A 15,441-nucleotide genomic window follows, 5' to 3' on the forward strand; every position below is an offset into this window, starting at 1 on the left:
CACATAACCACCGCCGTTGCCCGACTCGTCTTCAGGTATTCCCTTGTGATAAGAGAAACTGTAGACGCGAACCACAAGCGGACCTTTGTTGTCATATTTCGAAAATGTGGCCGGACCATCTGAAGGATGTGCCGCGAACACCTTGCTGTCTGTTATCTTAAACCCGTCTGCACGGCTCAATGCCGGCTCTTCGAGAGTTGCAAAACGCGGAAGCTCCGTGAGCCTCTTCAGCACATCCATAAGATAAGGATATGTAAACACGTTAAGCTTAAGCAGCTCGCGCAGGTTCTGCATTGCAGGCGGTATGCTGTCAATGAAATGCTTCTTGCGCTCAAAGAATCCTCTGAAGCCGTATGCACCAAGCACCTGAAGCGTACGGAAAAGCACGAACAGGCTAAGGCGCTCGGCAAAGTGTCTTACAGAAGGCACTTCGGTATAATTTTTCAGAGAATTATAATATTCGTATATCAGCTCGCGGCGCAGCTTATGAGGGTATTTTGCCGAAGCCTGCCACAGGAATGAGGCAAGATCGTAATAAAAAGGTCCCTTGCGTCCGCCCTGATAGTCGATAAAATACGGACGTCCTGAAGCGTCGAGCATTATGTTGCGTGCCTGAAAGTCGCGATACATGAAGCTGTCTGTCTTTTCTGCAACGAGGTCTTTTGCAAAAAGCCTGAAGTTGGCTTCAAGCTTAAGCTCGTGGAAATCGAGCTCGGCAGGCTTTAAGAAACAATACTTAAAATAATTGAGGTCGAAGAGCACGCTGTTCTCGTCAAACTCCGGCTGCGGATAACAGTTAGACCAGTCGAGGCCGCGGGCGCCGCGTATCTGTATGTTCGGCAATTCCTTTATCGTGTTTATCAGCAACTGCTTCTCCTTTTGGTTGTATCGTCCTCCGGCTTCGCGTCCGCCGCTTATTGCACTGAACAGCGACACACGTCCGAGGTCTTCCTGCAGATATCTCAGCTCATCGTCTGACACTGACAATATACGGGGTACGGGCAGCTGGCGCTTGCGGAAATGGCCCGAAAGATATATAAAAGCGTGATTCTCGTCGCGGCTTGTGCCTATTGCACCTATCACCGAACTGCCGTCGTCGCCTGTCATTCTGTAATATTCGCGGTTGCTTCCGGCCTGCGGCAGCTTCTCTGTGCTCACCGGCTCAGAGCCGTGCCATTGCCTATATAGTTCTATAAGTTTCTGCATGACGTCAAAACATTTTATCATCCTTCTTGCCCCGCTTCTTTCCGATAAACTCGGCCAGGACAAAATCCAGCACCATGAGCAGCAGTATTATGCCAAGAGACATCAGCCACGACTCCGTAATATACATCAGTCCGGCAGAAAGTACGATGAAAATAAGCCACTGCGACTTCTTTATTTTAAAATCCTTAATGTCCATAAAGTATTTTTCTTGACTCGAAACTAACCCGGCCATCAGCTTATGCCAAACTAATCTACAGGGCTGAAAGTGCATCAGGACATCGGCCCGCCCAAAGGCGAAAACTTGCCCGACAACCATCACGCAGCCTCAACAAACGGGGCTAAGATGCTATAGCCGAATAACATTCGGTGCAAAGATAAGCAAAATCAAAGACAATATGAAATAATGGTGTTTATTTTTGACAAACGTAAGGACATAAAAAAAATCGCATGTCCTCACGACAAGCGATTTTCAAAAAACAAACTACTTAAAAACTAATCTACTAAAACAAATCAAAAAAATATCTACTTTAGGATCTTTATCCATAACGTATCTATCTGTTGACATGCAAATATAGACATTTTATAATTCGTGACAAAACATTTTTCAAAAAAATTGCGCAAAAAAACATCTATACCGCAAAAAAAAGAGGCTGCCCGTTAAGCAGCCTCCCATTTTGTTATTTGTAGTTTACAAATTACATCATTCCGCCCATTCCGGGAGCGCCCATAGGCATCTGAGGCTTATCCTCAGGTTTGTCAACGATCAGGCACTCTGTTGTGAGGAACATGCCTGCTATTGAAGCTGCGTTCTCAAGAGCTACGCGGGCAACCTTGGCAGGATCGATGACACCGGCCTTACGCATATCCTCATAAACATCTGTACGTGCGTTGTAACCGAAGTCGCCTTCGCCTTCCTTAACCTTCTGAACAACAACAGCACCTTCGCCGCCTGCGTTGGCAACAATCTGACGGAGAGGCTCCTCGATTGCACGCTCAACGATGTTGATACCTGTCTGCTCGTCTGCATTGTCACCCTTCAGGTTCTTCAGGCCTTCAAGAGCGCGGATGTATGTTGTACCACCTCCGGCAACAACACCTTCCTCGATAGCAGCACGTGTAGCGCAGAGAGCATCGTCAACGCGGTCTTTCTTCTCTTTCATCTCAACCTCGCTGTTTGCACCAACGTAGAGCACTGCCACACCACCGGCCAACTTAGCCAGACGCTCCTGCAGTTTCTCTTTGTCGTAGCTGCTTGTTGTGTTTGCTATCTCGTTCTTTATCTGAGCAACGCGGTCAGCTATGAGCTGCTTCTCGCCAGCACCGTTTACGATGGTTGTGTTGTCCTTAGAAACTACGATCTTGTCGCAAGTACCAAGCATTTCGAGAGTAGCCTGCTCAAGCTTCAAGCCCTTGTCCTCGCTGATTACGAGTCCGCCTGTCAGTACGGCGATATCCTCGAGCATAGCCTTACGGCGGTCGCCAAAGCCAGGAGCCTTAACAGCACAAATCTTCAAGTTGCTGCGCAGACGGTTTACAACCAATGTTGTAAGAGCCTCTGAGTCAACATCTTCTGCAATAACGAGCAACGGACGTCCGCTCTCAGCTGCAGGCTGCAGGATAGGCAAGAAATCTTTCAGGTTGCTGATCTTCTTGTCGTAGATAAGGATGTAAGGATTCTCCATTACACACTCCATCTTGTCAGCGTCTGTTACGAAATATCCGCTCAGATAACCACGGTCGAACTGCATACCCTCAACAACACCGATGTGTGTGTCGCGGCTCTTGCTCTCCTCGATAGTGATAACGCCGTCCTTAGATACCTTGCGCATAGCGTCAGCCAGCAGTTTACCTATTTCAGGATCGTTGTTTGCGCTGACAGTAGCAACCTGCTCAATCTTGTCATAGTTGTCGTCAACCTTCTCAGCGTTGTTCTTGATATATTCAACAACGGCAGCAACAGCCTTGTCGATACCACGCTTCAGGTCCATCGGGTTTGCACCTGCTGTAACGTTCTTCAGTCCTTCAGTAACAATAGCCTGTGTAAGGATAGTTGCTGTTGTTGTACCGTCACCTGCATCGTCACCAGTCTTGCTTGCAACGCTCTTAACAAGCTGTGCGCCTGTGTTCTCAAAGCGGTCCTCAAGCTCAACTTCCTTTGCTACGGTTACACCGTCTTTTGTTATCTGCGGAGCACCGAATTTTTTCTCAATAACAACGTTGCGGCCTTTAGGACCGAGTGTTACTTTCACTGCATTTGCCAACTGGTCAACGCCTCTCTTCAAGAGTTCGCGGGCGTCTGTATCGAATTTTATTTCTTTAGCCATGATGATTTTATTTTTATATGAAGGTCACATTTATGGCACATTGTCCGTAGTCATAATGCCTACCTGCGTGCCGGCGGCCTCATAGGGTTGTTTTTAAATTATTGATCTGAATATATTATTTTACTATAACAGCGAGAACGTCGCTTTGGCGCATCATAAGATACTTAACGCCGTCATACTCAAGCTCTGTGCCTGAATATTTGCCGTAAAGAACCTCATCACCTTCTTTAAGAATCATTTCCTCATCCTTAGTGCCTGTGCCAGCAGCAACGATAGTGCCGTGCAAAGGTTTTTCTTTTGCTGTATCAGGAATAATGATACCACCGATTTTCTCTTCTGCCGGTGCAGGAAGTACCAGCACTCTGTCTGCTAATGGTTTAATGTTCATAATCTTTATATTTAAACTGTTATTTATACGTTTTATATTATCGATGCTTTGAGCATCCGCAAACACAATAGCGAAAAGCGTGCCAAAAGCCAAAATGTCAGTCTTTGGTTGTCAGTGTATGACAAACGTGTCAGTCATAACACATTGATGACATACTGCCAAGATAGTCACAAAGAAGAGACAATCCTACATGTCCTTATATATAAATATGTATAACGTGCTTTAAAATGACGCTACACGGAAGGCGCAGCCGTTAGAAAAAAGACAAAGGTGTTTTGCCGTCAATACCACAGAGATAATCTCTGAATACATCTTTATGCACACGATATTTTCAACTTATGCCGTTTCTGACTTATATCCAGCAACAAGGCATGCAGTCTGACGAATATTCAAAATGCGTGAATTATAGTCTAACAGGCGACATTATGACATAAAGAAAATGTCAGTAAAATTTAATGAAATAGAAATTCACGGGGCACATACAGGCATTAAAACGGCAACAAAACAAGGATTTCACAGCAAAAGACATGCACTTGTATTTCAAAAGCTAGTCTTTTACATTGCCAAAGCTATGCTTTTACAATACAAAACACACTTATTCAGAAGGCCAAAAGCCTTAATTTACGGTAGTTTTAAGACAAAAGCGATGCACATTTATCGAAAATCTCTCATAACACAAAGCTATTCAAGACATTACGAATGCACACAAAAAGCCGTAATTTTCAGCCGAAAATATTTTATCTTTTTGAACAACGCGATTCTGCGAGATTATACAAAATCAACATGTAAGCAATTCCGGTTAATTACTTACATGTTGTATTTCAACATAACGAAATAAGACTAGACGTCATTTCTGCTTTTTTCCGTTTATAACAAGATTCTTTATCTTGGTATTTTCTATCACGCTTTTATCAAAAGAATTGGCACTGTCAGTGATATTGCAGTTGACAAACGAGAAGTCTGTCAGCCGGTATTTATCTGACGTTCCTACGTCGAAGAAGTTATCACACGTAGCGTCAACATTGCTTACTGATATATTGTTGCAAACAGACATCGGCATGTCGTCGCGCTGTTCGGGCTTATAGAATTGTGTCCAAGGACGAACGACAAGGAAACTTCCGCAACGTCCGCTCAACGTTTCAAGGCTTACATACTCATAATGCTGCGGCGTGTCGGGGCGCATCTTCAGCCACAGAACACGGTTGGCATCATTGAATGTGCAGCGTCGCATAACGATGTTGCGGTTGTGCAGACTCTCGCTTCCGAGCGTCAGGCAGCCATGCACCTTGCCATAAGTGCAGTCCTGCACGATGACGTTATAGTTAGGACCATTGTCAGGGTCTTTATCGGCAAACGTTCCCTTGCCTCCCTTCAGCACTACGGCATCGTCGTTGACGCTCATATAGCATCCGCTTATCAGTATGTCGTGACAGTTGTCTATGTCAACGGCGTCGCTACTTGGCGCCTTTACGCCCGAAGTTGGTGCAAAGATATAGCATCCGATGTATTTAACATGGTGACAGCGGTAAAGATGATTTGTCCAGAAAGCACTGTTTATCAGTCTTACGTCCTGCACCTGAACGTTGGCGCAATGCGACAGATATACAAGACGCGGACGCAGAGCCTCAAGATTGGTGCAGTCGGGATTAAACTTGCGCCTGATCCAAAACTCCTCCCAGAAGCGCAGTCCGTTGCCGTTTATCGTTCCCGGGCCAGTGATGGTGAAGCCATCTAATCCATCGGCGTTTATCAGAGCTGCAAAATAGTTGAACGTCTGCCCCTCCATTCGGGTCTTGACTAGCGGATAATATTTTATTGCATCAACGCCTTTAATCACTCCGCCACGGCAAATATGCAAATGAGTGCCCTGCTTGAAAAACAGCGAACCACTGAGAAACGTGCCTTCGGGCACCACTATCACTCCCCCGCCCTCTGCCGCTGCAAGGTCGATGACGCGCTGTATTGCCTCTGTCTGCAACAGAGTCGAGTCGTTTTTCACGCCATAGGACGTGATGACATACTTGCGCCCGAGTGTATCAATGTCTATACGCGACGTATCGTTAAACCATGCCGGAATGTCCGTTCCGTCGGGAAAGCTGTCGCCCGAGGCTCCTGCGCTGACCGTAAAGGCCATAAGGACAAGCACTACAGTCAATATCTGCTGAAAAAACTTCATGACTAATTATAATTTTTTGTTGGTTACATTCATCCTCCGCCACAACCTGCGCGGTATCAGCCTCCAGAAGAACACGAGAATGCTGTAGCGCCAGTCGATAATCTTAACATGCCTGTGGGCCGTTACGGCCTTCACAATCTCACGTGCAACGTACGTCTTGTCCATCAGCATTGGATAGCTGCCGCTGCCCGACAGCAGCGGGGTGTCGACAAATCCCGGCCTGATGTCAGTAAATCTTATATGCAGACGGCGCATGTTGGACAACTGTTCGAGCGCCTGAATGTACGTGTTCTGATATGCCTTCGACGCGCTGTACGACGGTGCCGCGCCAAGTCCCTTTGTGCCGGCTATTGAAGACACCACGGCTATGTCGCCGCCAAGATTGTCAGCCATATAGTTAAACATCGTGTCGACCATCTGCGTAAATCCGAACACGTTGACGCCTACCGTGTCAAGCTCGGTGTCTGCGTCAAGCCGCGGATTCTGATGTCCTACACCTGAGCAATAGACAAAAAGATTCACTCCGCCCATGCGCCCCACAAGGTTGAGCAACCTGCGCGGCGCCTCCTTGTCGGTAACGTCCATGGCGCACACCTCCACCATGGCAGGATTAAGCTCTTTAATCTCAAGCAACTTGTCTTCACGCCTTGCGGCAATGCCGATAATCCAGCCTTCTGCCAGCAATATCTTGCTAACTTCGCGCCCTATGCCCGAAGAAGCACCTATAATAACAGCTCGTTTCATCAGTGCGAAAATAATAATATTTGACGATTCTGTCAAACTTTGCATACGTTTTCAGACAAAATAAAATAAAATTGCTTATATTTGCAGTTGGTAAGTGGCAATGCGGCACACGGCGCAACATATTCCGCCATGGAACATGCCTCACGACATTGAATAAAAACATTTTTCTGAAATTTTTAAACGTAAAGCATATTTTATGAAGGACTTTTTTAAATACATGGCCGCCACGGTTGTCGGCTTGATAGTTTTCACCCTGCTAACAGGCGTACTTGGAGTGATGTGTATCGCAGGCATGATTGCCTCTGAAAGTTCAGCAAAGGACGTGAGCGACAACACGGTAATGGTGCTCAACCTGTCGGGAGTGCTCAACGAACGCTCTGAAGAAAGCATCATGGACCAGCTGAGCGGAAGTACGGTTGGGAACATGGGACTCGACGACATACTCGATGCCATTAAAAAAGCCAAGAACAACGACAAGATTAAAGGTATATATATTGAGGCAGGAATGTTCGGCGCCGACTCTTACGCGTCGATGCAGGCCATACGCAACGCGCTGAAAGACTTCAAGAAGAGCGGGAAATGGATTGTGGCTTACGGCGACGTATACACACAGGGCACCTACTATATCGCATCGGTTGCCGACAAAATATTCCTGAATCCGAGCGGACAGATAGACTGGCACGGTCTGGCTTCGCAGCCGATATTCCTGAAAGACATGCTGGCAAAGTTTGGCGTGAAGATGCAGCTGGCTAAAGTGGGCACATATAAGAGCGCTCCCGAAATGTTCACTGCCGACAAGATGAGCGACGCCAACCGCGAACAGGTTACGGCTTATATTAGCGGAATATGGCAGACCATCTGCAAGGACGTGTCTGAAAGCAGAAAGATCAGCGTCGATTCGCTTAACGCCTATGCCGACAGACTGATAACCTTCGACGATCCGAAAGAGTTTGTCAAGCGCAAGATGGTGGACAAGCTTATATACACTGACGGCATAAAGGCCGAAATAAACAAGCTCATGAAAAAGGATGCCGACGACAACATCAACACGGCAGGACTGGCAGAGATGAAACTTCTGACTGACAACAGCAGCAAAGGAGACGAGATTGCTGTATACTATGCTTACGGAAACATTGTTGACAGCGAGGAGACAGGCATGATGAGCCAAGGCCACAACATCGTGGGCAAGAAGGTTTGCGAAGACCTGCAGGCTCTGGCCGACGACGATAACGTAAAGGCCGTGGTGCTGCGCATCAACTCGGGAGGCGGAAGCGCTTATGCCTCAGAACAGATATGGCACTATGTTGAAATGCTGAAAAAGAAGAAACCCGTGGTTGTGTCTATGGGCGGCATGGCTGCATCGGGCGGCTACTATATCAGCAGCGGCGCCAACTGGATTGTGGCTGAGCCCACAACGCTGACCGGCAGCATCGGCATATTCGGCATGTTCCCCGACTTCAGCGGACTGCTCACGCAGAAACTCGGCGTTAAGTTCGACGAGGTGAAGACCAACAAGAACAGCGGTCTGGGCACGCCTGCACGTCCTTTCAACGAAGAGGAGATGGCATACATCGAGAACTATATCGACCGCGGCTACAAGCTGTTCCGCTCACGTGTGGCAGAAGGCCGCAAGCTGAGCATTGCACAGGTAGAGAAAGTGGCTCAAGGCCATGTATGGCTCGGACAGGATGCATACAAGCATAAACTGGTAGACCAGCTCGGAGGCCTCAACGAGGCTGTGGCAAAGGCTGCAAGTCTGGCAAACCTGAAGGAATATCACACGGCTCCTTATCCCGGAAAGAGCGACTGGATGGAGCAACTGCTCAACAAGGCATCGCAGGGCAGCTACATCGACAATCAGCTGCGCCTCACCCTTGGCGAATACTATGAGCCGTTCATGCTCATCAGAAGCATGAACAGACAGAACGCCGTGCAGGCACGCGTGCCGTTCATACTTAACATCAGATAAACAAAGCAGGCGCCCACAGGCACAGCTGCCGGCGCGCCTGCTGCATATAACGACAAACAATATAATGAATTCAGTAAAGGAATGGAAGGCGACTTTATAAAGATAAACGAATGGATGCTTCCGCTGAGCTGGCTCTACGGCCTGGGCGTAAGGCTGCGCAACCAGCTTTTTGAGCTCGGCATTCTTAAAAGCCGCAGCTTCGACATTCCGGTAATATCGGTAGGAAACATCACCGTGGGCGGCTCGGGCAAGACGCCCCACGTGGAATATCTCATCCGCCTGCTCAAAGACAAGGGCAAGGTGGCCGTGCTGAGCCGCGGATACAAGCGCAAGAGCAAGGGCTACGTGTTGGCCAAGGACGACACTGAGATGAGAAAGATTGGCGACGAGCCCTACCAGATGAAGCAGAAATTCAAGGACATATACGTGGCTGTAGACAAAAACAGATGTCACGGCATTGACCGCATAACCGGCGACGAAGAGACGAAAGACACCGACGTGATACTGCTCGACGACGCCTTTCAGCACAGATATGTCAAACCGGGAATCAACATTCTGCTCGTTGACTATCACAGGCTCATCATCTACGACAAACTGCTGCCTGCCGGCCGACTGCGCGAACCGCTAAGCGGAAAAGCAAGGGCCGACATCGTTATTATAACAAAATGCCCCAAGGACCTAAAGCCCATGGAGTATCGCGTGATAATAAAGGCAATGAACCTGTTTCCATATCAGCAGCTATTCTTCTCCACTCTCGAGTATGAAGACCTTAAGGCCGTGTTCGGCAGCAGGACAAAGACGCTCGACAGCATCAGAAAGAATAAGGAGAACGTGTTGCTGCTCACAGGCATTGCGTCGCCCAAACAGATGATTTACGACCTGAAGCCTTACGCCGGCAACGTTGTGCCGCTGACATTCGGCGACCACCATCAGTTTACCGGAAGGGACATTGAACGGATAAACGAGGCGTTCGACAAGATGCCGTCGCCCAAAATAATAATCACTACAGAAAAAGACAACTCGAGACTGGCCGGAATGGACGGACTTTCTGAAGAGGTAAGGCAAAATCTATACATGCTGCCCATAAGAATAAAGTTCATGCTCGGTCAGGAAGAGGAATTTAACGAAAAAATAATTGGTTATGTACGAAAAAATTCAAGAAACAGCATCCTGGCTAAAGCAAAGGATGACAACAAGCCCAAAAACGGCAATAATTCTGGGAACAGGCCTAGGACAATTAGCTTCAGAAATCACTGACAGCTACGAGTTTCCTTACTCTGAAATACCTAACTTCCCCGTTTCTACGGTAGAGGGACACGCCGGCAAACTGATTTTCGGCAAGCTCGGCAACGTTGACATAATGGCAATGGAAGGACGCTTCCACTATTATGAAGGCTACAACATGAAGGAAGTTACGTTCCCGATACGCATAATGTACGAACTCGGCATAAAGACTCTCTTTGTAAGCAACGCTTCGGGAGGCATGAACCCTGAGTTCAAGATCGGCGACCTGATGATAATCACAGACCACATCAACTTCTTCCCGGAGCATCCGCTGCGCGGAAAGAACTTTCCCACAGGCCCGCGCTTCCCGGACATGCACGAGACTTACGACAAGAAACTCATAGCAGAGGCCGACGCCATTGCCGCCGAAAAGGGCATACGCGTGGTTCACGGCGTTTATGTGGGCGTGCAGGGTCCTACGTTTGAGACTCCGGCAGAATACAAGATGTATCACCGCCTTGGCGGAGACGCCGTAGGCATGAGCACGGTGCCTGAGGTTATCGTGGCACATCACTGCGGCATAAAGACATTCGGTATAAGCATCATCACCGACCTCGGACTCGAGGACACACCGGTTGAGGTAAGCCATGAGGAGGTGCAGATTGCAGCCAACAAGGCTCAGCCGCTGATGACCGAAATAATGAGAGAGATGATCAACCGTGCATAACCTGTGCCGGCCGGATTATAGGATACAAGGAGTTAAGAATGTTGCCTAAAGGCGTATTCTTAGCTCCTTAAATCGAAATATAACAAAGAAAAAACTAAAAGCAGAATGACAGACATTGCGAAACTTGGCGAATTCGGACTTATCCGTCACCTCACAGACGGACATGCCCCCAAAAACGAATCGACAATATACGGCGTAGGCGACGACTGCGCCGTGATGCACTATCCCGACAAGGAAGTGCTCGTTACGACAGACATGCTTATGGAAGGCGTCCACTTCGACCTTACATACATCGACCTGCAGCACCTTGGCTACAAGTCGGCAATGGTGAACATAAGCGACATATTCGCCATGAACGGCACACCGCGCCAGCTCATTGTAAGCATTGCGCTGAGCAAACGCTTCACGGTTGAGGACATGGAGATGTTCTACAGCGGCCTGCGCATGGCCTGCGAAAAATGGAACGTAGACATTGTGGGCGGCGACACGACGTCGTCGTACACCGGACTGGCCATAAGCATAACGTGCATCGGCGAATGTGCAAAGGAGGATATCGTATACAGAAACGGCGCTAAGGACACCGACCTGATATGCGTCAGCGGCGACCTCGGCGCGGCATACATGGGCCTGCAACTGCTAGAGCGCGAAAAGAGCGTCTACTATCAGCAGGTGAACGAGGCAAGGAAGAAGAACGACAAGCGTGCGCTCGAAGAGCTGGCCCACTTTCAGCCTGACTTTGCCGGAAAGGAATATCTGCTGCAGCGCCAGCTAAAGCCGGAGGCAAGAGGCGACATTCTGCAAGCACTGCGCGAGCGCAACATACACCCCACGGCCATGATGGACATAAGCGACGGACTGAGCAGCGAGCTGCTGCACATCTGCAACCAGAGCAACTGCGGGTGCCGAATTTACGAAAAGAACATCCCCATTGACTATCAGACGGCTGTGATGGCAGAGGAGATGAACATGAACGTAACTACGTGTGCGCTCAACGGCGGCGAAGACTACGAGCTGCTGTTCACCGTGCCCATAGGCGACCATGAGAAGATTGAGGACATGAAAGACGTGAAGCTCATAGGGCATATCACAAAGAAAGAACTGGGCCACATGCTCGTAAGCCGCGACAACAACGAGTTTGAGCTGAAAGCTCAGGGCTGGAATCCCTTAAAAGACTAAGACAATAAATTATTCACCATACAGGAATGTTCAGGCTGCAGGCAGTCTGAACATTTTTTGTTAAAACAGTTACTACTTAAGACTAACACAAAAGCTAAGATCAGTGATGGCATCTAATTACATAACCAGCATGCTCCATCACGTTAAGCCCAAGCAGAAGGCATCAAGTTGCTTTTCGAAAGGCATGCTTTTGCATGACAAAACAAGACCTTTCATGATGCAAAAGATATGCTTTCAGCCGGATATAGACACGCATCCGATACAAAGCAAAAAGAAAGATGAAAAGAAATCCACCACGGAATGAATGAACAAAAAAAGTTTTTCGAAGAAACTCATCACTCGTCACAACACGGCATAAGGCACTGCAAATCAAAGCATTATGGCGTGACGAGTTGTCGTGCAAACTCATCACATCAAGCATAAATCAACCAAAATCAGGACAAAAAAGAACGGCTAAATCTTTGTGTGATGAGTTTGCACGACAACTCATCACACCGCAAGCAACTGGATATCAACAAATTACATGCGAATGTGACGAGTGATGAGTTTCTACAAAAAACTTTTTCAGCCAATAAAGACAAAAAAGATTGGCTGAAAAATTGATAAAGCTATGTGCTGTATAATGACGGATTGGGGTTAAATATGAACGGAAAGTAACAATAAAAAAATGCAAAAAACGTTATATCAGAAAAAACTTAATAACATGAAAAAACTGGTAATAATAATGCTCGTGCTGTTGACGATGACGCAAAACTCAACAGCACAAACAGCAGGAGGCGAAACAAAGATTTTCCCTATGTTCGGACTCACCTTGTCAAAGATGAACAACGACATAATCCTCACTGACGCAGGAAACGGACAGGGCGATGAGCTTAAGCCAAAATATAAATTTGGCATAACGGCAGGAGCCGAGGTAAGACACAGATTTAAAAACAACGACTTTGGCTTCAGCGCAGGTCTGCTCTACGCGATGTACGGCACAAAATATTCAGACCATACCTATATAAACGAACAAAGCTACGGCAAGGTAACAAACTCAAAACAGACGCTCCACTATCTCACAATACCCGTAATGGCCATCTACTATTTCGGCAACAGCGGCTTCTCGATAAAAGCCGGAGTGCAGGCGGGATACCTTCTGTCGGCAAAAGGAAGCAACGACTACGAGAACGGAACTATTGAAAACGGCCAATATATACCTGACGCGGAACAATCAGGAGAGGCAAGCAACACCACAACCGGAATATTCAAACGCTTCGACATCGGCATCCCTGTAGGAGTTGCTTACGAATACAACAATATAAGCATCGACCTGAGATACTTGTTCGGCCTGAAAAACCCATATAAATATTACGTCGATAACATACGCAACCGCAGTTTCTCGCTGACAGTAGGCTATGGTTTCACTTTATAATACAGAAAAAGTGCAGCTAAACAAATAAAATCATCACACAGCGCACAACTGCTTTAATGCAATAAATACGCAAAATAAAACATGCATAAAGGTGTATTCTGCACAATTATGCATGTTTTATTCGTTTTTATAAGCTAATTTCCAAAAATAAGTTAAAAAGAATACTTTTATCACGTAATGAATCTTTTATTTTAAAACTTTTGCGTACCTTTGCATCGCAAAAAAGAACAACGATGGTGCCATAGCTCAGTTGGTAGAGCAAAGGACTGAAAATCCTTGTGTCCCCGGTTCGATTCCTGGTGGCACCACAAAGAAACGATTGGAAATCATAAAATCCGCTGAAATAGCCTGTATTTCAGCGGATTTTTTATATTCTTAAACACAAAAAGCCGCAGATTTATGAAATAAGGAATTGCCGGTTCGGTGGCTTTTACAGAGTCCCTTGAAAAAGCCACCGAAAACAAGATACTTCACTTATTTTCAGGTATTTACAGAGTTGTCTTACAGGTTAAACCGGTTAACTTTGCCGACCTGGCCGAGTGATATGCAAATATATAATTTGTAAATCCTCCGCTTGACGAAAAAAGATGTCAAACCCATTAAAATCAATGTCATGAGACAAGGAACAATGAACATTCTGTTTTTCGTTTTGAAAACGAAACTCTTGAAAAACGGCGAAGCACCAATCCTGATGCGCGTCACAATCAACGGCCAATACGACGAAGTCCGCATACAGCGCAGCGTACCGCTGAAGCAATGGAATGCGGCAAAGGGCCGTAGCAAAGGTAAAGACCGTGCGGCCAACGAACTGAACGAATACCTTGCCGAACTTAATTCCCTTGCATTGGAAAAGCACAAGGATCTGATGCTTGAGCAGGCGTACATCACTCCACGCCTGATATTGAAACGCGTATTCGGCAAGGACACGGAGCTGCGCACCCTGCTGAAAACCATGCAGGAGGAAATAGAAAGCATGAGGAAAGTTGTAGGTATAGACTATTCACCGATAACCATAAACAGGTACGTCAACGTGTTGAACAAGCTGAAAGCCGCCGTGCCGAGGTTTTACGGCAAGGAAGACATAACTTTTTTCGAGCTGTCTCCAGACTTCATCAAGTTTTTCGACACATTCCTGAAAACGGAGGCCGGCCTGTGCCGCAACACCATCGTTCGCTACATGAAATGCCTGAAGCGCATCGTAAACATGGCCTTGGCCAAGGAATGGATGCGCAAGGACCCGTTTTACGGATACAAGATGCAGCAGGACGAAACCGACCCGGTATTCCTGACATACGGCGAACTGAAAGCAATCATGGACAAGGACTTCAAGATACCGAGGCTTGAACTCGTGCGCGACGTATTCGTCTTTGCCTGCCATACCGGTCTGGCGTTCTCGGACATTTCCACCCTGACGAGGGAACACCTCGTGCAGGACAACAACGGCGATTGGTGGATAAGGAAAGGACGTGTGAAGTTGGAGCACCGCCGCAAGGCTTCGTCCATCAGCAATGTGCCGTTGCTGCCGATCCCTCTTACCATATTGAGAAAATACGAGAACCATCCTCTCTGCGTCAAGACCGGCCGTTGCCTGCCCGTGATGTGCAATCAGAGAATGAACAGCTATCTCAAAGAAATAGCCGACCTGTGCGGAATAAACAAGAACTTGACGACTCACGCCGCCCGCCATACTTTCGCAACGACCATAGCGCTTGCAAACAGCGTTCCGCTTGAGGATGTCGCCGCCATGCTCGGACATTCGACGACAAGGATGACGCAACATTACGCACGGGTGCTCAACCCGAACATCAAGGCAGCCATGAACAATGTAAAAATGCGGCTTGCAATGCAAGGGTGAAAATGCCAAGACATATTCTTTTACTTTTAACAAGAGGTTGTGAATAAAACGGATCTGCACAACCTCTTTTTTATCCGTACCGCCATTCCTGTTTCCGCTTGCAAAGTTAGCCGTCCGCCGTGCGGCACTTGCAAGGCCGCCCTACGGGCTTGGTAGGCAGGAGAAAAACCGTCCTCGCTACGCTGCGGTGTTTTTCTCCGCCAAGCCTTGCCGTGCCGCGGCGTCCGTCAGAAATGCA

12 protein-coding genes and 1 tRNA gene are annotated in these 15,441 nt (G+C 47.5%); 7 read left to right on the plus strand and 6 right to left on the minus strand.

The genetic code is table 11. From position 1 onward, the window contains the following. The 6 genes from QVO66_RS03465 to QVO66_RS03490 form a co-directional block, all read right to left on the minus strand. Positions 1-1,206: aminoglycoside phosphotransferase family protein (locus tag QVO66_RS03465; protein WP_288172531.1), on the minus strand; the 1,206-nt coding region annotated here is incomplete at its 3' end. A gap of 4 nt (positions 1,207-1,210) precedes the next feature. Then, positions 1,211-1,402, minus strand: coding sequence for a hypothetical protein (locus tag QVO66_RS03470; RefSeq protein ID WP_021854012.1), 192 nt, complete (start codon positions 1,400-1,402; stop codon positions 1,211-1,213). Positions 1,403-1,901: 499 nt separating this feature from the next. Next, a complete protein-coding gene (gene groL, locus QVO66_RS03475; protein ID WP_021854013.1) occupies positions 1,902-3,530 on the minus strand; it encodes a chaperonin GroEL in 1,629 nt (542 codons plus the stop codon). A gap of 115 nt (positions 3,531-3,645) precedes the next feature. Next, a complete protein-coding gene (locus QVO66_RS03480) occupies positions 3,646-3,918 on the minus strand; it encodes a co-chaperone GroES (protein ID WP_021854014.1) in 273 nt (90 codons plus the stop codon). A gap of 847 nt (positions 3,919-4,765) precedes the next feature. Then, a complete protein-coding gene (locus QVO66_RS03485) occupies positions 4,766-6,094 on the minus strand; it encodes a rhamnogalacturonidase (protein WP_021854015.1) in 1,329 nt (442 codons plus the stop codon). A gap of 6 nt (positions 6,095-6,100) precedes the next feature. Continuing rightward, positions 6,101-6,838, minus strand: coding sequence for an SDR family NAD(P)-dependent oxidoreductase (locus tag QVO66_RS03490; RefSeq protein WP_288172538.1), 738 nt, complete (start codon positions 6,836-6,838; stop codon positions 6,101-6,103). 196 nt (positions 6,839-7,034) lie between these two features. Between QVO66_RS03490 and sppA the strand changes: the two genes are divergently transcribed. From sppA to QVO66_RS03525, 7 genes are all read left to right on the plus strand, one after another. Then, positions 7,035-8,807: a signal peptide peptidase SppA gene (sppA, locus tag QVO66_RS03495; protein ID WP_021854017.1), complete on the plus strand. Its 1,773-nt coding sequence runs from the start codon at positions 7,035-7,037 to the stop codon at positions 8,805-8,807. An 81-nt stretch (positions 8,808-8,888) separates the two neighbouring features. Next, positions 8,889-10,064, plus strand: coding sequence for a tetraacyldisaccharide 4'-kinase (lpxK, locus tag QVO66_RS03500; RefSeq protein ID WP_021854018.1), 1,176 nt, complete (start codon positions 8,889-8,891; stop codon positions 10,062-10,064). Next, the gene (locus QVO66_RS03505) at positions 9,949-10,758 is read left to right on the plus strand and encodes a purine-nucleoside phosphorylase (protein WP_082335186.1); all 810 of its coding nucleotides are present in this window, start codon (positions 9,949-9,951) and stop codon (positions 10,756-10,758) included. Before lpxK ends, QVO66_RS03505 begins: the two co-directional genes overlap by 116 nt. A 105-nt stretch (positions 10,759-10,863) precedes the next feature. Continuing rightward, positions 10,864-11,934, plus strand: a complete 1,071-nt coding sequence (gene thiL, locus QVO66_RS03510; RefSeq protein ID WP_021854020.1) for a thiamine-phosphate kinase — start codon at positions 10,864-10,866, stop codon at positions 11,932-11,934. A 703-nt stretch (positions 11,935-12,637) separates the two neighbouring features. Then, on the plus strand, positions 12,638-13,348 hold the full coding sequence (locus tag QVO66_RS03515) for a porin family protein (protein ID WP_288172534.1): 711 nt from the start codon (positions 12,638-12,640) through the stop codon (positions 13,346-13,348). A gap of 235 nt (positions 13,349-13,583) precedes the next feature. After that, positions 13,584-13,656 (plus strand) — tRNA-Phe (locus QVO66_RS03520). 305 nt (positions 13,657-13,961) lie between these two features. After that, complete coding sequence (locus QVO66_RS03525) at positions 13,962-15,203, plus strand: site-specific integrase (RefSeq protein WP_021854023.1); 1,242 nt, start codon at positions 13,962-13,964, stop codon at positions 15,201-15,203. Positions 15,204-15,441: the final 238 nt, after the last annotated feature.

This window comes from Prevotella sp. CAG:255 (genome assembly GCF_000431195.1).
In the GTDB taxonomy this organism is placed as follows: domain Bacteria; phylum Bacteroidota; class Bacteroidia; order Bacteroidales; family Bacteroidaceae; genus Prevotella; species Prevotella rara.